This window comes from Haladaptatus sp. CMSO5 (genome assembly GCF_036689885.1).
GTDB lineage: Archaea > Halobacteriota > Halobacteria > Halobacteriales > Halococcaceae > QDMS2.
On sequence record NZ_JBAHVW010000001.1, the window covers coordinates 373,234 to 392,219 of the forward strand.

At 60.9% G+C, this 18,986-nt stretch carries 19 protein-coding genes; 11 read left to right on the forward strand and 8 right to left on the reverse strand.

The window, feature by feature from the left end; genetic code table 11:
• Positions 1-32 precede the first annotated feature (32 nt).
• Complete coding sequence (locus V5N12_RS01945; RefSeq protein ID WP_332897471.1) at positions 33-1,319, forward strand: TIGR00341 family protein; 1,287 nt, start codon at positions 33-35, stop codon at positions 1,317-1,319.
• Between the two features lie 9 nt (positions 1,320-1,328).
• Here the strand turns inward: V5N12_RS01945 and V5N12_RS01950 are convergent, their stop codons facing one another.
• The 3 genes from V5N12_RS01950 to V5N12_RS17115 form a co-directional block, all read right to left on the reverse strand.
• Positions 1,329-1,646: a hypothetical protein gene (locus V5N12_RS01950; protein WP_332897472.1), complete on the reverse strand. Its 318-nt coding sequence runs from the start codon at positions 1,644-1,646 to the stop codon at positions 1,329-1,331.
• A gap of 96 nt (positions 1,647-1,742) precedes the next feature.
• Positions 1,743-2,063 (reverse strand): histidine phosphatase family protein, encoded by a 321-nt coding sequence (locus V5N12_RS01955; protein ID WP_332897473.1) that lies wholly within the window; start codon positions 2,061-2,063, stop codon positions 1,743-1,745.
• A gap of 11 nt (positions 2,064-2,074) precedes the next feature.
• Complete coding sequence (locus tag V5N12_RS17115) at positions 2,075-2,194, reverse strand: histidine phosphatase family protein (protein ID WP_442904949.1); 120 nt, start codon at positions 2,192-2,194, stop codon at positions 2,075-2,077.
• 392 nt (positions 2,195-2,586) lie between these two features.
• Between V5N12_RS17115 and V5N12_RS01965 the strand changes: the two genes are divergently transcribed.
• From V5N12_RS01965 to V5N12_RS01980, 4 genes are all read left to right on the forward strand, one after another.
• On the forward strand, positions 2,587-3,006 hold the full coding sequence (locus V5N12_RS01965; RefSeq protein ID WP_332897475.1) for a DUF6789 family protein: 420 nt from the start codon (positions 2,587-2,589) through the stop codon (positions 3,004-3,006).
• On the forward strand, positions 3,003-4,718 hold the full coding sequence (locus V5N12_RS01970) for a cbb3-type cytochrome c oxidase subunit I (RefSeq protein ID WP_332897476.1): 1,716 nt from the start codon (positions 3,003-3,005) through the stop codon (positions 4,716-4,718). Before V5N12_RS01965 ends, V5N12_RS01970 begins: the two co-directional genes overlap by 4 nt.
• Before the next feature lie 177 nt (positions 4,719-4,895).
• Entirely contained in the window at positions 4,896-5,216 is a 321-nt protein-coding gene (locus tag V5N12_RS01975; RefSeq protein WP_332897477.1) for a DUF5783 family protein, read from the forward strand.
• Between the two features lie 44 nt (positions 5,217-5,260).
• Positions 5,261-5,617 (forward strand): NifU family protein, encoded by a 357-nt coding sequence (locus V5N12_RS01980; protein WP_332897478.1) that lies wholly within the window; start codon positions 5,261-5,263, stop codon positions 5,615-5,617.
• Positions 5,618-5,630: 13 nt separating this feature from the next.
• Here V5N12_RS01980 and V5N12_RS01985 read toward each other — a convergent pair whose 3' ends face one another.
• From V5N12_RS01985 to V5N12_RS02005, 5 genes are all read right to left on the reverse strand, one after another.
• A complete protein-coding gene (locus V5N12_RS01985; protein ID WP_332897479.1) occupies positions 5,631-6,524 on the reverse strand; it encodes a ketopantoate reductase family protein in 894 nt (297 codons plus the stop codon).
• Positions 6,525-6,549: 25 nt separating this feature from the next.
• The gene (locus V5N12_RS01990; protein WP_332897480.1) at positions 6,550-6,858 is read right to left on the reverse strand and encodes a DUF7130 family rubredoxin-like protein; all 309 of its coding nucleotides are present in this window, start codon (positions 6,856-6,858) and stop codon (positions 6,550-6,552) included.
• 274 nt (positions 6,859-7,132) lie between these two features.
• A complete protein-coding gene (locus V5N12_RS01995; protein ID WP_332897481.1) occupies positions 7,133-10,636 on the reverse strand; it encodes a DNA polymerase II large subunit in 3,504 nt (1,167 codons plus the stop codon).
• Entirely contained in the window at positions 10,633-11,055 is a 423-nt protein-coding gene (locus V5N12_RS02000; protein ID WP_332897482.1) for a PPC domain-containing DNA-binding protein, read from the reverse strand. The genes V5N12_RS01995 and V5N12_RS02000 overlap by 4 nt, the downstream gene beginning before the upstream one ends.
• A 76-nt stretch (positions 11,056-11,131) precedes the next feature.
• Positions 11,132-11,305, reverse strand: a complete 174-nt coding sequence (locus V5N12_RS02005; RefSeq protein ID WP_332897483.1) for a DUF7556 family protein — start codon at positions 11,303-11,305, stop codon at positions 11,132-11,134.
• Positions 11,306-11,632: 327 nt separating this feature from the next.
• On the opposite strand from V5N12_RS02005, the gene V5N12_RS02010 reads away from it, so the two are divergent.
• The 6 genes from V5N12_RS02010 to V5N12_RS02035 all read left to right on the forward strand — a co-directional run bounded on the left by V5N12_RS02010 (position 11,633) and on the right by V5N12_RS02035 (position 18,971).
• The gene (locus V5N12_RS02010; protein ID WP_332897484.1) at positions 11,633-13,456 is read left to right on the forward strand and encodes an ABC transporter substrate-binding protein; all 1,824 of its coding nucleotides are present in this window, start codon (positions 11,633-11,635) and stop codon (positions 13,454-13,456) included.
• Positions 13,457-13,605: 149 nt separating this feature from the next.
• Entirely contained in the window at positions 13,606-14,637 is a 1,032-nt protein-coding gene (locus tag V5N12_RS02015) for an ABC transporter permease (RefSeq protein ID WP_332897485.1), read from the forward strand.
• 2 nt (positions 14,638-14,639) lie between these two features.
• Positions 14,640-16,118 carry an ABC transporter permease gene (locus V5N12_RS02020; protein WP_332897486.1) on the forward strand — a complete coding sequence of 493 codons (1,479 nt, stop codon included), beginning with the start codon at positions 14,640-14,642 and terminating at the stop codon, positions 16,116-16,118.
• Positions 16,115-17,197 (forward strand): ABC transporter ATP-binding protein, encoded by a 1,083-nt coding sequence (locus tag V5N12_RS02025; protein ID WP_332897487.1) that lies wholly within the window; start codon positions 16,115-16,117, stop codon positions 17,195-17,197. Before V5N12_RS02020 ends, V5N12_RS02025 begins: the two co-directional genes overlap by 4 nt.
• Complete coding sequence (locus V5N12_RS02030; protein WP_332897488.1) at positions 17,194-18,579, forward strand: ABC transporter ATP-binding protein; 1,386 nt, start codon at positions 17,194-17,196, stop codon at positions 18,577-18,579. The genes V5N12_RS02025 and V5N12_RS02030 overlap by 4 nt, the downstream gene beginning before the upstream one ends.
• A complete protein-coding gene (locus tag V5N12_RS02035) occupies positions 18,576-18,971 on the forward strand; it encodes a DUF7555 family protein (protein WP_332897489.1) in 396 nt (131 codons plus the stop codon). The genes V5N12_RS02030 and V5N12_RS02035 overlap by 4 nt, the downstream gene beginning before the upstream one ends.
• Positions 18,972-18,986: the final 15 nt, after the last annotated feature.

Below are 18,986 nucleotides of genomic sequence, written 5' to 3' on the forward strand. Positions count from 1 at the left end.
TCACTGATACGCATCCTCGCGCGAAAGGTGATATGCGTCTCGTACAGGTGTTCGTTCCAAGCGAACACCGGGCTTCCGTCGAGGACATCCTCGACGACGAAAATATCGATTCTATCTCGACGGTCGAAGAGGGCACGGGCGACGGCATGGTCTTTCATTTTCCCCTCCCACCACAGGCGGTCGAGCACGTCTTAGACCGACTCGAAGAAGCCGGGATTGAACGCGAAGAGTACACGGTTGTGTTGAACGCAGAGACGGTGCACACGCCGCGATTCAGCGAGCTCGAAGCACAGTACATCGAGGGAACCGACGAAAACGACCGCATCGCAAGCGAAGAGATTCGGACGAAGGCGCGCAACATGCACCCGAATCCAGTGACGTACTACGCGATGACGGTGCTCTCTGCGCTCGTGGCGACGGCAGGGCTGTTGCTCAACTCACCGGCCATCGTCGTCGGGTCGATGGTCATCGCCCCGCAGGTTGGCTCTGCGCTGACCGCGAGCGTCGGTGCCGTCCTCGACGACCGGAAAATGTTCGCAGAGGGCATGCGCGCGCAGGTGTATGGGCTGGCGCTCGCCATCGTTGGCGCGGCCGCTTTCGGGTGGGTGTTGAAGTCGGCGGCGTTCATGCCAACCGCGCTCGACGTCGAGACGGTCGACCAGATTAGCCAACGCATCTCGCCGGGCTTTCTCTCGTTTATCGTCGGTATCAGCGCGGGGGCGGCGGGCGCGTTCGGGCTGGCAACGGCGCTTCCCGCCTCACTCATCGGTGTCATGATTGCTGCCGCGCTCATCCCCGCCGCCGCGGCGGTGGGAATTGGTATTGCGTGGGGGTACCCAACGGTCGCCGCTGGGGCGTTCGTCCTGCTCATCATGAACGCGGCGGCGATCAATCTCTCCGGGTTTGCCGTGTTGCGCTATCTCGGCTACCGGCCGGGTCGGGTCGAAAACGGCGACATCGGGCGACCGTCGATTGGTGCGATTGCGGCGGCCGTCCTCGTCGTGAGTTCGCTCGCCGTCGCCGGAGCCGTGACGACTCAACAGGTTTCGTTCGAGAACACGGTCAACAGCGACGTCGAAAACATCCTGTCACAGACGGAGTACCGCGAACTCGAACTCGTTCGCGTCGATACGTCGATTACGGACGCAGGACTGCTCACCGACGAACAGCAAGTCACCGTTGTCATCCGTCGCCCGCCTGACCGGGCGTATTCGGGGTTGGCACCCGCAATCGCGAGTGCCGTCGCAACGCACACAGACCAGAAAGTCGTCGTCGAAATCACCTACGTCGAGCAGGAACGCTACACCCAATCGTCGTGACTGAAAAACTCAGAGACTCGCGTTCGGGCCGAGTTGGCCAACCACCGATGCGAGATACGTGGACATTCCGCCGGGGACGCCATCCAACCCTTTGGTGAACACGGGTGTTCCCGGCGAACGGGTTTCGAGCGTGGTGAGCCACGCGGCGCGTTGTTCTTCTGAGAGCCCGCCGCCAAGGACGACGGCGTCAAAGTAGCCCTGTTGCCAGACGGCATCGATATCGCCGTGGCTGTGGATACCGTCTACATCGTAGCCCGCTTCTCTGAGGTCTCGCACGAGGGACGTGGTGATGTCGAAATCACGCCCCACGATGAGAATTCTCGGCATTACTGTCTGCATAGCGCCCCCACCGAGTTCACGCTCGGCTACTAGGCTATTCGCACGGTGAGAAATTCTCTGTTTCGCTCACACGCCAGCGAGCAGTCAGGTCTGGCCAGCCGGGAGACGCTCGCTTGAATGCAGCTCACCGCCTGAAAATTCGATGCGATAACAGTCCGGTATCGAAAGTCTGTTGCGCCAAAACTCGACGTCGAAGCGGTCGTCGTAGTGGTTCAAAATGAGCGTGAGGAGGTTGCCGTGGATGCCGACGACGTGGTCTCCCGCGTGGGCGTAGAGCACGGCTTCGAGTGCGGACACACCCCGCGCCTGGGCTTCGTGGTTCGACTCGCCGCCCGGCCACGCAAAGTCCCAGTCAGCCCAGACGGCGTCAATTGCGCGTTGGAAGGTTTCGCCAATCGCCTCCACTGGCCCATCGGTCAGTTGGCGCTCGTGGAAGTGGCAACGATCACGACGGGAAGGTCGTGGTCGGCGGCGATTGGCTCGACCGTCTGGACGGCGCGAGCGTAGGGACTGGAGTAACTGTGTCGATGGGGCAGTCAGTGAGCGTTGCAGCAAGGTTGGCGGCTGCCTCGTGGCCTGCGGCGGAGAGCGGGTGGGTGGCTTCTCGATTGGGAAGCCACGGCGAGTGGGCGTGGCGAACGAAGTAGACGATGGTCATCGACGGCAGGAGTCGTGAATCGACCAAAAAGCCACCGACGGGCGTTGTGCCGGGAGCTCACGCAGCCGGCGTGAGAGGTCGCAGACGGAATTTTATATCGCAATATACAGTTTATTCCCAGCCTGTTTTGCCAGTGGATATCGGCGTGAAACACCCTGAGAAGGCGGAATTTGCGGATAACGCGGCTCACACGAGCCGCATCTCGAAAATTGCCAGTTGAACAAACGATGGCCGCGAACGTTTTTATCCCACGGGTAGGATGCCCAACCAATGAACCGACCGTTGAGCGCCATCGCGGGAGGGGCCGCCGGTATGGCCCTGCTTTCGGTGATGCTCGTCATGTTCGAAGTGGAGACGCGGTCGCAAATCGGGCTGTTCGACGTGATTGCTCGATTCGTTGGCCTTCCCGGGCAAACGGCGCTTGGCTTCATCCTGTTTGCCCTCGCGGGCATCTTCGCCTGGCCCCTCCTGTTCATCTCGCTCGAAAACTATCTGCCGCTGTGGCCTGACCCCGCCGTCCGCGGGATGGGCTTTGCCGTCGCCTTCTGGGTCATCTTCATCGTGCTCGGCAGAGGGAGCCTCACAGGCCCCATCTTGCTGATGTACGGCGTCACCACCCTGCTTGCCCACCTCGCCTACGGCTTCACGCTCGGCGCAGTGTACGCGAGCCTCTCGGAGTCCCATCAATGAACCCAACCGTCCTGTTCGTCGCCGCGTGTATCTCACTCGCCACGCTCGCCCTCCTCAGAACAACCGGCTCAAAGCGCCTGCTCACCGACGGCGGGTTTATCGAATCGGCAGAGACAGCGACCCGTGAGAAACCGGCTGGACTCCTTCGGTGGATTACCACCGTGGATCACGCCGACATCGGGTTGCTCTATTTGCTGCTCGCCACCGTGGCTGGGCTGTGGGGTGGCATCGACGCGCTCATGATGCGCACCGAGTTGCTCACCGCAGAAACGACGGTGTGGAGTGCAGAGACGTACAACGCGCTGTTCACCACCCACGGCATCACGATGCTGTTTTTCTTCGCCACGCCCGTGTTCACGGGGATTGCGAACTACTTCATCCCGACGCTCGTGGGCGCAGACGACATGGCGTTCCCCCGTGTGAACGCCATCGCGTTCTGGTTGCTGCCGCCCGCGCTATTGCTCGTACGCGCGGGGCTGATTACGGAAGTCATCGCCAAAGTGCTCGCGCCGCTTGGCTTCCCGACGGCGGCGCTGTTCGCCATCAAGCCGCCGACGATTGGCTGGACGATGTACACACCAATGTCGCGTGCGGTGGCGAATCCGGAGGTTGACCTGTTCTTGTTGGGTCTCCATCTCTCGGGGATTGCCACCGTGATGGCGGCCATAAACATCATCGTCACCATCGTCGAAGAACGCGATTCGAGCATCATCAACTGGGCGAACCTCGATATCTTCTCGTGGACGATGCTCACCGCGAGCGGCCTCATCATCTTCGCGTTCCCCCTGCTCGGGAGTGCCATGATTATGCTCCTGCTCGACCGGAACTTCGGGACGTTCTTCTACTCGCTCGAAGCCGGTGGCCCCGCCCTCTGGCAACACCTGTTCTGGTTCTTCGGCCACCCAGAAGTGTACATCCTCGTCCTCCCGGCGTTTGGCATCGTGAGCTACATTCTCCCCAAATTCGCGGGACGCAAGCTGTTCGGGTTCAAGTTCGTCGTCTACTCGACGCTCGCCATCGGCGTACTCTCGTTCGGTGTGTGGGCCCACCACATGTTCACCACCGGAATGGACCCCCGGTTGCGCGCGTCGTTCATGGCCGTCTCACTGGCCATTGCCATCCCGAGCGCCGTGAAAACCTTCAACTGGATTACCACGCTCTACAACGGGAAAATTCGGCTGACCGCGCCGATGATCTTCTGCGTCGGTGGGATTTCGACGTTCATCATCGGCGGGGTCACGGGCGTCTTCCTCGCCTCGATTCCAGTTGACCTCCTGCTCCACGACACCTACTACGTCGTCGGGCACTTCCACCTGATTCTGGTGGGCATCATCGTGTTCGCCATGTTCGCGGCGAGCTACTACTGGTATCCCATCCTCACCGGGCGAATGTTCAACCAGCGGCTGGCCCGGGCGCACGCGTGGGTGAGCATCCTCGGCACGTTCCTCACCTTCAGCCCGATGTTGTTGATGGGATTGGCCGGGCTCCCCCGGCGGTATGCTGCCTACCCCGAAGTGTTCGTCCCGCTCCAGCGCGCCGCCACCGTGGGCGCGCTCATCCTCTTCCTTGGGGTGGGGATGTGGCTCTGGAACATGATACAGTCGTATCGCGTTGGCGACGTGGTCGAAGACGCAGACGTGTGGAACCTGAAGGAGACGAACCAGTTCGGGCGCGAGTGGGAGTGGTTCGAAGAGCGGTTAGACAGGAAATGAGGCGGGTTCGCGGCCGCTAGCAGCGAGTCTCCATATCGAGGGACTGCGCGTGATAAATGGAATAGGACGATATACAATCCGGAGGGGTGTACCACGACACTTCGATGCACGGCAGCAGCATCTCTCGACCTTCGTTGATTCGGCCAATTTTTATCCGCCGTTCTCCTTTCACCAGCCATGACCGAGTTCGACCCGGAGAAGTTCGAGGACAAGTACGTCCACTACTTCCCCCAACTCCAGCAGGCGTACAAGTCGGCGTTCAACCGCATGAACGACGAGTACGACTCTCAACTCATCCACGCCATCGACCAACAAGTGTTGAACGAGAGCGAACCGTTCTACGAGGGCGACGGCGAGTTCCGCATCGACCTCCCAGAAAACCCCCACGAGCGCGTGACCGCGGTCATCGTCGACGACGAGAAACTGGATGCTGTTCTCTCGGCGTATCTCGACTACATCAACGAAGAACTCAAAGCCGTCTTCGACCTCCGCGAATAACCGAAGACCAAACATCTAAGGAGAATCGTCCCATAGCCGCGACCATGAGCACGGAATCCAGAGAGCCAGAAGACGACTTAGAAGAGCGCGTTATGAACTTCCTGCGGCGCAACTTCCCGCAGATTCAGATGCACGGCGGCAGTGCGGCCATCCAAGACATCAACCGCGAAGAGGGCTCGGTCACGGTCTCCCTCGGCGGTGCGTGCAGTGGCTGTGGCATCTCGCCGATGACGATTCAGGCGATCAAGAGCCGGATGGTCAAAGAGATTCCCGAAATCAACCAAGTCCACGCCACCACCGGCATGGACGGCATGGACGAGGGAATGGGCCACGGCATGACGCCGAACTTCCCCGGCGACGACGACAGCGACGAAAACGAAGGCCCACAGGCTCCGTTCTAACCGGTCTTCTGGCTCACGCACCCCGTGCGTGACGCTTCTCCCACGCTTTTAGCAAGTTCGTGAGCGACGCGTTCACTGGGACGGGAACGGCTCCCGCGTGCGCGACGATGTAGCCGTTGATGGCGTCGATTTCCGTCCGCCGGTCTAAGCGAATGTCTTGGAACATCGACGACGTGTTTTCAGCCGTGGCCGCTGCGACTGCTTCGACCGCAGCGACGGCGGCGGCTTCGGTGAGGTCGATACCCAGCGACTGGGCGACCCGGGCGGTTTCGCGGGCGGCTTCAGTTGCCAGCTCGTGTGCCGGCCCGTCAAGGATCTCGCCGTTTTCGATGCGCGCGAGGGCAGTAACGGGATTGATTCCCGCATTCACCGCGAGTTTCTCCCACCGGCGAAGCGGCATGTCGGCGGCGACGGTGGTGACGATTCCGGCCGTCTCGAACGCCTCGCCAACGCGGGCTGCGAGCGGGGCGTTCCCGCCGCCCGGCATGCCGAGCACTACGTCGCCGATGCCGGTACAGTAAACGTGGCCCGGTTCCGGGTTCACCGCGCCGTAGGTGCACGTCCCAGCGAGGATGGGACAATCGAGCAGCGCGCTGAGGGTTTCCTCGTTTCCCATCCCATTTTGCAGAGTGAGCAGGGCGTCTGCAGAACAGTCCGCGAGGGCGCGTGCCGCCGCCTCGGTGTCGAAGGCCTTGACGGTGACGACGACGAGGTCTGTGCTCGTGGGAACGGTCGTGCCCGCCTCGGGGTGGACGGTGAAATCGAACGCGCCGCCGAGGTGGAGTCCCGACTCACGCACGGCCTGCATGTGCGGGTCGCGTCCGACGAACGTCACGTCGTGTTCGCGGGCGAGAAGGCCGCCAATGAGACTGCCCAAACTCCCCGCGCCGAACACGACAATATCCATACCGGGAGTGGCCCCGGAGAGAAAATCAGTCTTCCGTGTAGTAGTAGAGGTCCTCTTTCGGTGCGTCACACGACGGGCAGGTGTCGGGAAGGTCATCTTTGATGTCCCCCATCTCGCCACACGAGAAACAGCGCCACATCAACTCGCCTTCACCGAACTCGTGGCCTGCCCGAAGGTGCTCAATTGAGAGGCCGCCGGGGCCGTCGTTCGTGGTGACGTAGAAGCCGTGTTCGTCGAACCCGCGAATTGTCCCGAGTTTCTCGCCACCTTCGTCGTACACGTCAAGGCCGAACGGGAGTTTCTTCTCAGCGTGTGTTTGTTCAGTGTCACCCATACCCACGACATTCGCTCGCTGACGGGATAAAACGCCACGTTAGTCGCTAAAACAGTCAGGATTGGCAGAATGAGTTCGGGCAGAAGCAGTGCGAATGCGGTGCGGATGTTGTGCGGTTGCGGAGGCGGTTGCGGTAGCGAGTCAGTGCGGTGGCGGTTGCTGTTGCGGAAGCCGTTAAGTGCGGCATCCGAACGCGCCAGCGGCGCGTTCGGCCTTTTTCATGAACGTTTTTGCCAGCGGGGGTCGCAACGCGACCCCCCGCCGGAAAAAGGTTCTACATGAAATCAGAAATCTTCGACGCCTTGTTTTTGTCATTCTCGAACACCGAACGAATCGACTGGTCGAGGATGTCGAGACGCTGTTTGGTGTACTCGCGTGCGCCATACTCGTCTGCGACGCGGATGGCGGTGTCCACGTACTTTTTCACGGAGCCTTCGTGGACAGTGAGGTTGACCCGGCCGCCACACTCGTTGCAGTCACCAGAGAGCGGGAACCGCCGGAACTTCTTGCCGCAGTCGAGACACCGGGTTTTCTGGCGTGAGAAGGCCCGGAGGTTGCCGATGATGTCGGGCATGAAGTGGTACTCGATGACGCGCTCTGCGACGTCGGTTTCATCGACGGCCCGAAGCTTTCGCGCGAGTTCGAGTTGCGCCTCCATCTTGTCCATCATCGACCCGAGCGTTTTGTACGCAGAGAGGTCGGGGCCGAGCGCGATGTTTGAGGTGTCGTGGGTGTGGCGAAACTCGGTGTACTCGCGGTCGGTTCCAAGATTCTCCTCTGCGATTTTGATGTCCACGTCGCCGGGGTCTGCCATCTCGCGGGTCGCCTCGTAGAACTCGCGGGGATAGCGGTCCACGATGTCCATGTTGTGCGCCTCGTCGTCGATTTCCGAGGGGTCGATGCGCGAGGACATGACGAGCGGAGCGTCCATGCGGCCGCCGCGCTTGTTCGGAAGGTACTGCTTCGAGAAGTTGAGCAGGCCGTCCATGAGGAGCATGACGCAATCTTCATCCCCGTCACAGTTTCTTCGCTTCGCGGCGTGAAAATAAGGGTGGGCATAGCCGACGGCTGCACTCGTAAAGCCAATCACGCGGCCGACGACGGCGGCACTCGTGTGGGGAGCCATCCCGAAGACGAGTTCGCCGACCAAATCCTGCCGGTCTTCGAACTCGTAGAACGGTTCGAGGTCGTAGTACTGGGCCAGCAGGTCATCGACAAAGCCGCCGATGCGGAGCATGTGTTCTGCCGCGCCATCTGAGAGGACGATGTCCTGCACTCGTAATTCGACCACTTGGTCGTCATGTTCGAGGGGGTCGCCGTTCATGTCCTCGTAGTAGCCGAGTTCGCGCAGTTGGTCGGCGGTGACGTCGAGTTCGTCCGCGCGGACGGCGGTGACGGGCAGGTCGGTCATGTCGTAGCGGACGGTGCCGTCTTTGAACACGGAGACGCCGTTTTTGCTCCGGAGGATGCCCTTCTCCATCGGTTCGGGCGTCTTGTGTTTCGACGTGAGGCCTTTCACGCCTTTCAGGATGTCAAAGGAGGTCTCGCGTTCGCCCACGTTATCGAGGGCGTTGCGATACTCCTCGCGGATGTTGACCGGGCGGCGCCATTCACTGGAGGCTTCCTTGCCACAGCGCGGGCACTCTGCACGGCCTGCTTCGTCGGGTTCGACCTCGATTTCACAGCTCCAACACTCGTACTGGGGTTGGGTCGAACTCTGACACTTCGGGCACTTGTTTTTGAACGTGATTTCGCCACAGGCGGTGCAGGTGCGCTTGCCTACGGTGACTTCGACCTCGCCGCGGACGGCGTTGCGGTCGGCGAAGTGGTTCGCGGCTTCCGAAACCGAGCGCTGGTTGCCCCCGGCCTCACCAATCGGGAACAGGGTGTGAACCGCCGGACTCAGGTCGCGCTTTTCCGATTTTTCGGGCCGCCCCATGCGGTTCCCGATGCGGGTCGGCGCGCGTTCTTGGAGGGTGAACGGAGCGACTTCGTTCACGGCTTTGTGTGCATTTGGCCAGTTTCGGGATTCAGCAGAGAGGTCGTCCCATTGTTTGTCTAACTCCTCGCTGAGGCCGAGCGACGCGACGAACGGTTTCCACGTCGGGATGCGAATCTCCTCTGGGCCCTGTGAGTGCTCGATGAGGAGCCATTCGAGCGCCTGTCTCGCGTCGTCCGTGTTCGGCACGTAGAGCGCCCCGTCATCGAGATACCCCTGCGAAACTGTGTCTGCGAGCGTTTCGAACTGCTCGACGGTGAGGTCGTGCCAGAGGTAGGTGTAGTCGGGATGCAGTGGCGCGTCGTACGCCTCGGCCCACGCGAGCGCTTGGGCTGGGTCAGGGTGTTCTACGTCTACGCGCGCGTCGTCTGCGAGCGCTTGGACATCTGCGCCCGCGTGCTCGAAGTCCTGAATCCACCACTCGTAGACATACGACGCGGGAATCAACTCGTGGTTGTTCTCGACGAACTCGCCGAAGTTGACGAGGTACTCCCCGAGGTCTAAGATTTCGACCACACCATTACGGAGTTTCAGCGCCTCTGCGGGGTCATCAATGCGGCGCACGTCCCCGTTTGCGAGTTTGACCGTGGGGCCTTCGATGGAGTCAACGGGAATCACGCCGCCTGCTTTCCCGGGGCGTTCGGTCTTGATTTGGGTGCCCGTTGCGAGGAAGTCGTCTACGACGTGCATCGTGGCGGGCTGGACGCCCGCGGTTGCGAAGCCGTGGTTGCGCGAGCGGCCGTAGCGCAGGCGAAAGCCGCCGGGCATGCTCGGGTGGGAAAAGACGGGGCGGCCCGCAATCAGGTCGCGCAGAAACTTGGTCTTGGGTTTGGCGCGCGGTGGCCCGTCGACTTCTGGTTCCGGCTCGGGTACGGCCTCCTCGTCTGCGTCTGCGATCTCTGTGGGCTCTTCGTCAGTTTCCTCCTCCCCGTCGTCTTTGCCAATGGTGCCGTCGATGAGGTCATCGAGCCACGGCCAGTCGATTTCGTCGAGTGCGGAGGTGTAACGCTTGATTTTCGGCGCTTTCTGGGCAATCCCTTCACCGAGGACGAGACACATCCCACCGCGAGGGTTGTTCGTGCCGACGCGCTCTAAGTCGCGAAACCCGGAGACCTCCTCGCTGCCGGTTGCCTCCCCGTCTAAGCAGATGGGGCAGTTTCGGGCGATGAACTTCGTCTCTTTGGGCTTTGGCGTGTACTGGAGGCCGGTCTCTTTGTCGTAGAGTTCGAGTTCTTCTGCGTAGCGTTCAACCTCGTCGTCGCGCGGTTTGTACTGGTCGATGCCGATGAGCGCGCGGGTGTAGTCTGCGACGAGCACGGACAGTGCTTGTGCCGTCCCACCCGCAGAGCGAATCGGGCCGGCGTAAAACACGCGGACGTACTCGCTGCCGTCGTCGTTCGGGACGATTTCGACGCGGTCGATGCCCTCGATGGGTGCGGCGACCACGCCTTCGGTGAGGAGGGCAACCGCCGTCCTGACCGCGCCTTCGATTTTTCCTTCGCGGGTTTCGTAGTCACCGACTTTGCCGTCTGCGAAGTCTTTGGCGAGTTCGAGCGCCGCCTCCTCACGGCTCATCTGGTCTTCGAGTTCGCGGACGCGGGCGGCGACCCCGTCGATGCCGAGGATGTTCTCGACGCGGTCTGCCATGTCTTTGGCAATCGGAATCTCGACTTCGGGTTTGGGGTCGTTGCCCTGCTCTTTTGCCTTCGTCGCGAGCGCCATCGCCTCGTCTAAGCGGTTTTCGAGCGTCTCGAAGTAGCGCTCGTCTTCCGGCCTCATAGCGGCCAGAGGTCGAGTTCCGTGGTGTCGTCAAAGGTTCGTTCGAGCGGTTCCTCGAAGGTTTTCACGTACACCTCACCGGCGAACACGGTGCCCGCGTTGAGGTGGCCAGCGAGGCTCTCGCCGTCCGCCCGCGAAAGGACGGCGTGGGTGTGGGCGAAGCGCTCGTCGTCGAGCCACGAGATGTTGCCCACGCAGGCGGCGACTTCGAGCGGTTCGTCGAATTCGACGGGATAGTACTCCGTGTCGGTCTGGTCGTAGAACCAGACTTCTGCGTCCTGCACCGCACCGAGTCCGAAAAAGAACGCTGCGTCGATGCCTTCGGCGGCGGCGAGCGATTCGAGCTCTTCGCGCCAGTCGGCACCCGTCTCTAAGCGAGTGACGAACTCGCGGGCGGTGGAGACTTCCCGATAGTGCATACGCTCGCCACGGTGGCGGCGATGAAAAATGTACAGGTCTGTGCGCGGGGAGTGAGGTTGAAAGAAGGTGTGTGGGTTATGCCCAGGCCGAGAGTGTCACGGTGTTGTTGACCGGACACGATACCCATGCGTCATCACGGCAAATGTCGGCAATGATGAGTCGGGAGATGCTCCCCGCTTCATCGACCGAGGCCATAACCTCGGCTTCGTCAAAGACCGGTTCCGACCGAGCCGTAATGTCCGGTGCCATACTATGCTATATCATAACAAACAATATAAACGCTCCGAATTGGGACGGCACGGTACGCAGTGTCACGGGGCTATCGCCATCATCTTTTACGATTAATCGACGGAGTTCTTAGCGCACGCGCGGACGGGTGAACTGTCTACTTTCAAGAGGTAGCGATAGGTGAAGTGCAAATTTTACCCTACGACAGGTATATTCCCAAAAAGCGTTAAGACAAATCTGTGCTTAATGCCATGTCAAAGTATACCAAAACCGTGCTACCGGACGGCATGGGACGCCACAGCGAAACAGCGGTAAATTTATCGGGTAACAAAGGAAAGGAGCAGATGGATGACAGACAGTAACAGCCTCAACCGACGTCGCTTCCTGCAAGCGACGGGTGCAGCTGCGACCGCGATGGCACTTGCCGGATGTACCGGCGGTGGCGGTGACGAAGAAACGACGACCACCGGCGGCGAGACCACCGACGGCGGCGACACGACGACGACGGAGGAGATGGAGGCCCAGACGGGTGGAACCCTCAACCTCATCAACTCCACGATGACGACGCTCGACCCAATCAAGGCCACAGACACGGCGTCGGGCCGCGTCATTCGTCAGATCTTCGACAACCTCATGATCTACCCGAACGGGGAGACGGCGGTTGTCCAGAGCCTCGCAGAAGACTATACCACGAACGACGACTTCACGCAGTATACGTTCACGCTCAAAGACGCCACGTACCACGACGGGTCGCAGGTCACAGCGGCTGACTTCGTCTACTCCTGGGAGCGCCTCGCGGCCTCCGAGAACTCGCGGCGTACCTACTTCATTCTCGACTCGCTCGGCATGGTCCACGAGACCGACTCCGACGATGCCTACGTGCCCGGCTCGATTTCCGCGGAAGCGACGAGCGACACCGAACTCACCTTCGAGCTTGAGCAGGCATTCGCGTCCACCCTCGCGATGCTCGCCTACACCTCCTTCGCCTGCATTCCAGAAGGCATCGTTGGCGACATCGAGGGCTACGACGGTGAGATGGAACACAGCGAATTCGCAACGAGCAACCCAATCGGCTGTGGGCCGTTCAAGTTCGGCAACTGGGACCAGGGTTCGAACGCCTCGGTCACGCGCTACGAGGACTACCACGGCGAGAAGGCCTACCTCGACAGCGTCAACTGGGAAATCATCGAAGACGACAACGCGGCGTACGAGTGGTCGATGGACAAGAAGTCCGACTTCCTCTCCATTCCGACCCCACAGTACGACCCCGGCCTCGTCTCCGTTGACAACACCGACGACCTCGGCCGCGACATCGGTACCTACGGTCCCGTCCGCAACGGCGAGACGGTCAACTACGTCCGCGTGCCAGAGATTTCGACCTTCTACTTCGGCTTCAACACGGCAAGCGTGCCAAAGCCAGTCCGTCAGGCAGTCGCCTACGTGACCAACCAGAAAGAGTTCGCAGAGCAGGTGTTCAAGAGCCGCGTCGCACCGGCGTACCACCTCACGCCACCGCTCATCTACCCAGGTGCAGGGAACGCGTACAACACCCACGCAGAAGAGAGCTACCCGTACGGCTACAACCAAGCAGACGTACAGGGCGCACAGCAGGTCATGGAAGAAGCCGGCTACGGCGAGGACAACCGCTACAGCCTGACCTTCACCCACTACACCTCCGAGACGTGGAGCCAGATTGCAGAGATCCTCCAGGGTCGTCTCGGCGCAGCCTACATCGACCTCGAAATCGAGCAGGCAGAGTTCGCCGCGATGCTCGAGCGCGGTCGCAACGGCAACTTAGAAGCCTACACCCTCGGCTGGATCGCTGACTGGCCGGGTGCAGACAACTTCCTGCAGCTCATCTACCCACCACGCACGGACACCTCCCAAGAGGGGCCACTCTCCTACACGAACTGGAGCGGCACCGAGGCGTCCGACCGCGCAGAAGAAGCCTTCCAGCGCGTCCTCGACAACCGCGCCCCAACGGAAGAAGCAGAGCAAATCCGTAACGAAGCGTACGTCGAGATGGAAGAAGCAAACTGGGAGGACGTCGTGTTCGTCAACACGTTCCACAACCTCCGCGAGCGCTTCTACTACAACAACGTTCACGTGCCAGTGTTCGGTGGCATGGGGACCTCGCGTCAGATGCTTAACCGCACCTGGAAAGAGCAGTAATTTCTACCCGCTCGTTTCCGTTTTTTCGCACTGCTGAACGCTGTTAGCGTGCTTCGGGAACGAAAGAGATAATTGCCGTAACAGGTAACCAAACAATAGCCTACAGCATTAATTATGACTTATACACAACGACACGGGGGTGACCAATCGTGAGTCGCTGGAGCTACTTCCTCCGGCGGGTGCTGCTCGCGATTCCTATCCTCGTGTTCTCGACCTCCATCACCTTCCTGATTATCCGGGTAGGGCCGGTCGACCCGGTCGCGTCGATTCTCGGGCCGACAGGATCTGCAGAAGCATACCACGAGATTGCCGTCCGCCTCGGCCTCGAAACAGTAAGCGGTGAGCCAGTGCCCATCTGGGAACAGTACTTCCAATTCCTCTGGGACCTGTTCACCTTCAACCTCGGGCAGTCCTGGGTCATCAGCCCTGACACCACCGTCTACCAAGTCATCGCCACGCGTGCGCCGCGCACCATCTGGCTCGGCTTCTGGTCGGTCCTGATTGCCATCTTCATTGGCATCCCGCTCGGTTTTTACGCCGGACTCCACCCAAACACCTGGAGCGACTACATCGCCTCGTTCGGAGGGATTGTCTGGCGGGCGATGCCGAACTTCTGGCTCGCCGTGATTCTGGTGAGTCTGCTCACCCAGTCACAGAAGGTTCTGTTCGGCTTCAACTGGAGTGCGTGGATCGTCGAAACGAACATCATTCGCTCTCCTGAACTCACGAACCTCTCAGACCCGAGCCGATTGCTCGCGGCGGTCAAACAGATTATGCCCGCCGCGCTGGTGCTCGGGTCGTCTTCGATGGGTAACGAGATGCGTATTGGCCGGACGGCGGTGTTAGAGACCATCAATTCGAACTACGTCGAAACAGCGCGCGCAAAGGGACTGCCCCGGCGCGCAATCGTCTGGAAACACGTGTTCAGAAACGCGCTCATCCCGCTCGTCCCCATCATCACGGGTGAGGCGTTCTTGCTCATCGGTGGTTCCGTGCTCGTCGAAACCGTCTTCGCCATCAACGGGATTGGCAAGCTGTTCTTCGACGCAACCGTCCAAGGCGACCTCCCACTCGTGGGGTCGCTCATGTACATCTTCATCCTGCTTACGCTCTCTGTGAACATCCTGCAGGACTTCCTGTACACCGTCATCGACCCACGAGTCGGCTACGATAACAACTAACAATGAGCCAAAACAGTGTAACAGAAGACGTACCGCTTCTCCAGCGTGTCAGGGAGAACCCGCGTCCTGCACTCATCTGGGGTTCCATCATGGCACTCCTGTTCGTGCTCGAATTCGGGGCGGTTGCGACGACCGTGCTCGGGTTCATCTCGTCGGTGATAGCTGCGATTCCGGGCGGTACTGGCGCGTCGCTCGCTGCCGCATTCAAAGATGCCTCGGCCAGTGCCGCACAGATTCCAACGCTCACCTCGCGGGAACTCATCCCGAATCAGGGCTATCAGGAATCGGCAAACGGCCCGTGGGTGAACACCTTCCTCGGGCTCGAACCCAAGTGGGCGTGGCTCATCCGCGTGTTGCTCACCTACACTTACGCCTTCACGTTCCTCGCGTGGGTGCTCGTCGGCTACAAGGTGTTCCGCGACAACTACCGCTACGCAGACTGGACGCCACGCGACGACGTGGTGCGCCGGATGAAAAACCACCGGTGGGGCCAGTTCGGCTTCATCATCGTGTTCCTGTTCGTGATTATGGCGGTGTTCGCGCCAACGCTCGGCCCAACGACGTTCGACGAGAACATCGACCGACCGTACGAAAATCAGTTCAAGTACTTCAACGAAGACACCCAGTCCGTCCAAGAGGCGTTCGTCGGTGACGCGAACCTGATGACCGCCTCGCGCGGGGCGGGGAGTACGAACATCCAGCCGTGGCAGTACGACGAATTCGGCAGGTTCCATCCGTTTGGCACCATGCCAACACCCGGACAGGACTTGTTTACCTTCATGGTACACGGGGCGCGGGTGTCGCTGTTTATCGGCCTCGTCTCCATCAGCCTGAGTACGTTCCTCGCGGCTGGCTTTGGCCTGCTCACGGCGTACTACAAGGGGCTGGTTGACCTCGCAACGGTTGTGGCGAGCGACTCCATCATGAGTCTGCCACAACTGCTCATCCTCATCTTGCTCTCGGTGGTGTTCCAAGACCACTGGCTGTCGAGCATCTACAACGGCGGCTTGCTGATTGCGCTCATCTTCGCCGGGACGGGCTGGCCGTTCCTCTGGCGCGCGATCCGCGGGCCTGCGTTCCAGGTCTCAGAGCAAGAGTGGGTTGACGCCGCCCGCAGCTACGGGCAGCGCTCGACCGTGACGATGAAAAAGCACATGCTGCCGTACATCCTCGGCTACCTGCTCATCTACGGCTCGATGACGCTCGGTGGCATCATCATCGGCACCTCTGCGCTGTCGTTCCTCGGGCTTGGCATCTCGCCGCCAACCCCTGAATGGGGCAGCGCCATCAGCGCCGGACAGAACTACGTGACCACCGATGCGTGGCACGTCTCGCTCATCCCCGGCCTACTCATCGTGCTCGTCGTGACCGCGTTCAACGCGCTCGGTGACGGCATCCGCGACTCACTCGACCCCAAAAGTGGTGTTGGTGACGACACCGGTGGTGAGGCTGCTGCCGCCGCCGGAGGTGGTGGTGGATGAGTTCCATGGACGAACTCGAACAGTCCACCCAGCGAGAGACGGGCGAGCCCGTCCTCGACGTCAGCAACCTGCGGACGGCGTTCTTCACTGACAAGGAGGTCATCCGCGCGGTCGACGGCATCAGCTTCGACATCCGCGAAGGCGAAACCGTCGGCATCGTCGGTGAGTCCGGTTCAGGGAAGTCGGTGACCGCCCGCTCGATTATGGGCATCGTCGACTCACCCGGCCGAATCTTAGACGGGTCGTCGATTCGCTTCAAGGGCGAAGAGCTGGTTGGGAAAACCGAGGCCGAGTACCGCAAGATTCGCGGGCCCGGCATCTCGATGATTTTCCAAGACCCGCTCACCTCGCTCAACCCGGTGTACACCGTCGGGAACCAGATCAAGGAAGTGCTTCGCCTCCACCGCGGCCTGCGCGGCCACGAGGCGACCGAAGAGGCCGTCCGCCTGCTCGAAGCCGTGAGCATTCCGGACGCCCGCCGTCGCGTTGACGAGTACCCCCACCAGTTCTCTGGAGGGATGCGCCAGCGTGCGGTCATCGCGATGGCACTGGCGAGCAAGCCAGAGCTCATCATCGCAGACGAGCCAACCACGGCGCTCGACGTGACGATTCAGGCCCAGATTCTCGAACTCTTAGAGGAGATTCAAGAAGAACGCGGCCTCTCTATCATGTTCATCACCCACGACATGGGTGTCATCGCGGAGATTGCAGACCGCGTGAACGTGATGTACGCGGGCGAAATCATCGAGTCCGCACCGGTCGAAGAGCTGTTTGGCGACCCCAAACACCCCTACACCGAGGGGCTGCTCGAAAGCATTCCGGGCCGCCATCCGGGCGAAGATCGGCTTCGCACCATCAAAGGCGAGGTGCCGACGCCGAACGAACCGGCGACCTACTGTCGGTTCGCACCGCGCTGCCCGAAGGCGTTCGATGAGTGTAACTCGGTCCACCCGGTGTCGGTCCCGATTCACGAATCGGCAGACAACCACACCGCCGCCTGTCTCCTGTATCCCGAGGACGGGACGCGGGAGGACGCAGTCGAAACCCACCGCGCGCGAAGCGAGGTGTATGAACAATGAGCAGTGAAACCGCAAGCGAGTTCGAGACGACCGTCGCAACGGGCCAGACGCTGGTCGAGGTTAACGAATTAAAGACCTACTATGAGAGCAGCGGGCTGTTCAGTGGGAACCCCGTCAAAGCAGTTGACGGCGTCAACTTCGAAATCAAGAAAGGCGAAACGCTCGGTCTCGTCGGCGAGTCCGGCTGTGGGAAAACCACGCTTGGCCGCACGCTCGTTCGCTTAGAGAAGGCGACCGGTGGCGAGGTCAAGTACAAAGGGACGGACATCACGAAACTGTCTGGCTCCGACCTGAAAAACTGGCGGCGCAACGCCCAGATTGTCTTCCAGGACCCAGAGTCCAGCCTCAACGACCGCATGACGGTCGGGGAGATCATCCGCGAGCCACTCGACGTACACGAGATTGGCACGCCCCGCGACCGCCGGGATAAGGTGCGAAACCTGCTCGAAACCGTTGGCCTGCGCGAGGAGCACTACTTCCGCTATCCCCACCAGTTCTCCGGTGGCCAGCGCCAGCGCATCGGCATCGCCCGCGCGCTCGCGCTCGAACCGGAATTCGTCGTACTCGACGAACCCGTCTCGGCGCTCGACGTGTCTGTGCAGGCGAAGATTCTGAACCTGCTTGATGACTTACAGCAAGAGTTCGGGCTGACGTATCTGTTCATCGCCCACGACCTCTCTGTGGTGCGTCACATCTGTGACCGAACCGCGGTGATGTACCTCGGCCACATCATGGAGATTGGCGATACAGAAGAGCTGTTCACCGACCCGGCGAACCCGTACACGCTCTCGTTGCTGTCTGCGATTCCAGATCCGAATCCGACGGTTGAACGCGAGCGCATCACGCTCCGTGGGACGCCACCGAGCCCGCGTGACCCGCCGAAGGGCTGTCCGTTCAGCACGCGGTGTCCGACGAAGATTCGCCCGCCAAAGTACGAAGACTTAGACGACGAAGTGTGGAGTGGCATCGAGTTACTCCGCGAAATCGTTCGTGAGCGCACGCGCGCAGACAAGTCGATTGGTGAGCGTGCCCGCGAAGTGCTTGGCATGGAGACGCGGTTTTCGAACATCGAGGAGATAAACCGCGAGGTGTTTGGCGACCTCGAAGTGCCCGCGGAGATTCGCACCCACCTCACCGAAGCGGAGGAACTCGTCGCAAGCGGCAATGAGAAAGACGCCGCTGCCTACCTTCGCGCGGAGTTCGGCAGCATCTGTGACGGCGTGGTCCCCGAAGACGCACAGCGCGCAAACGGCGACGCAGACACCATCAAACCCGAACAGCTTTCGGTGAGCGAGTCGGGCCGTCTGAGCCTGTGTCATCGCCACAAAGCCGAGTATCAGGAACCGTCTGAGTACTTAGACGAACACATCTTCGCTCGATGAGCACCGAGCCGTCACTGCGAACCCAGCAAGCGATCGATGCGCTGGTGTACGTCGGTGCGGTGACGCTCGTCCTCTTCTCGATTTCTGCGCTCGTGAGCTTCGGCCTCGGCGGCGGCTGGCCGGGCGTGAAGAACTTGCTGTTCGTGCTCGGCTTTCTAGCCTTCGGCGTCGCTGCCTTCCAGTTGCGGCCAAGCGCGCCGTGGAAAGACGAGAGCGATACGAGTCGGGACGAAACGCCCTTCGAACGGCTGACCTACCGCGTGCCGCCGCTCAAAGGGACGACCCTGCCGGTAAACGACCGGATGCGGGGGTCGACGAAGCTGTTTCTCGCAAGCCTCCTGACGCTTCTCGTCTCGCTCGTGATGGAGTTTGGCTTGGGGATTGGTGCCTAGAGTCAACAACTTTTA

What these genes read in the sequence shown, in the direction of transcription:
- V5N12_RS01965 (WP_332897475.1), top strand. Translation starts at nt 2,587, where the DNA reads ATGAACCGACCGTTGAGCGCCATCGCGGGAGGGGCCGCCGGTATGGCC.
- V5N12_RS01990 (WP_332897480.1), bottom strand. Translation starts at nt 6,858, where the DNA reads ATGGGTGACACTGAACAAACACACGCTGAGAAGAAACTCCCGTTCGGC.
- V5N12_RS01985 (WP_332897479.1), bottom strand. Translation starts at nt 6,524, where the DNA reads ATGGATATTGTCGTGTTCGGCGCGGGGAGTTTGGGCAGTCTCATTGGC.
- V5N12_RS02005 (WP_332897483.1), bottom strand. Translation starts at nt 11,305, where the DNA reads ATGGCACCGGACATTACGGCTCGGTCGGAACCGGTCTTTGACGAAGCC.
- V5N12_RS01950 (WP_332897472.1), bottom strand. Translation starts at nt 1,646, where the DNA reads ATGCCGAGAATTCTCATCGTGGGGCGTGATTTCGACATCACCACGTCC.
- V5N12_RS02030 (WP_332897488.1), top strand. Translation starts at nt 17,194, where the DNA reads ATGAGCAGTGAAACCGCAAGCGAGTTCGAGACGACCGTCGCAACGGGC.
- V5N12_RS02020 (WP_332897486.1), top strand. Translation starts at nt 14,640, where the DNA reads ATGAGCCAAAACAGTGTAACAGAAGACGTACCGCTTCTCCAGCGTGTC.
- V5N12_RS01970 (WP_332897476.1), top strand. Translation starts at nt 3,003, where the DNA reads ATGAACCCAACCGTCCTGTTCGTCGCCGCGTGTATCTCACTCGCCACG.
- V5N12_RS01975 (WP_332897477.1), top strand. Translation starts at nt 4,896, where the DNA reads ATGACCGAGTTCGACCCGGAGAAGTTCGAGGACAAGTACGTCCACTAC.
- V5N12_RS01980 (WP_332897478.1), top strand. Translation starts at nt 5,261, where the DNA reads ATGAGCACGGAATCCAGAGAGCCAGAAGACGACTTAGAAGAGCGCGTT.
- V5N12_RS02000 (WP_332897482.1), bottom strand. Translation starts at nt 11,055, where the DNA reads ATGCACTATCGGGAAGTCTCCACCGCCCGCGAGTTCGTCACTCGCTTA.
- V5N12_RS01995 (WP_332897481.1), bottom strand. Translation starts at nt 10,636, where the DNA reads ATGAGGCCGGAAGACGAGCGCTACTTCGAGACGCTCGAAAACCGCTTA.
- V5N12_RS01945 (WP_332897471.1), top strand. Translation starts at nt 33, where the DNA reads ATGCGTCTCGTACAGGTGTTCGTTCCAAGCGAACACCGGGCTTCCGTC.
- V5N12_RS02035 (WP_332897489.1), top strand. Translation starts at nt 18,576, where the DNA reads ATGAGCACCGAGCCGTCACTGCGAACCCAGCAAGCGATCGATGCGCTG.
- V5N12_RS02010 (WP_332897484.1), top strand. Translation starts at nt 11,633, where the DNA reads ATGACAGACAGTAACAGCCTCAACCGACGTCGCTTCCTGCAAGCGACG.
- V5N12_RS02025 (WP_332897487.1), top strand. Translation starts at nt 16,115, where the DNA reads ATGAGTTCCATGGACGAACTCGAACAGTCCACCCAGCGAGAGACGGGC.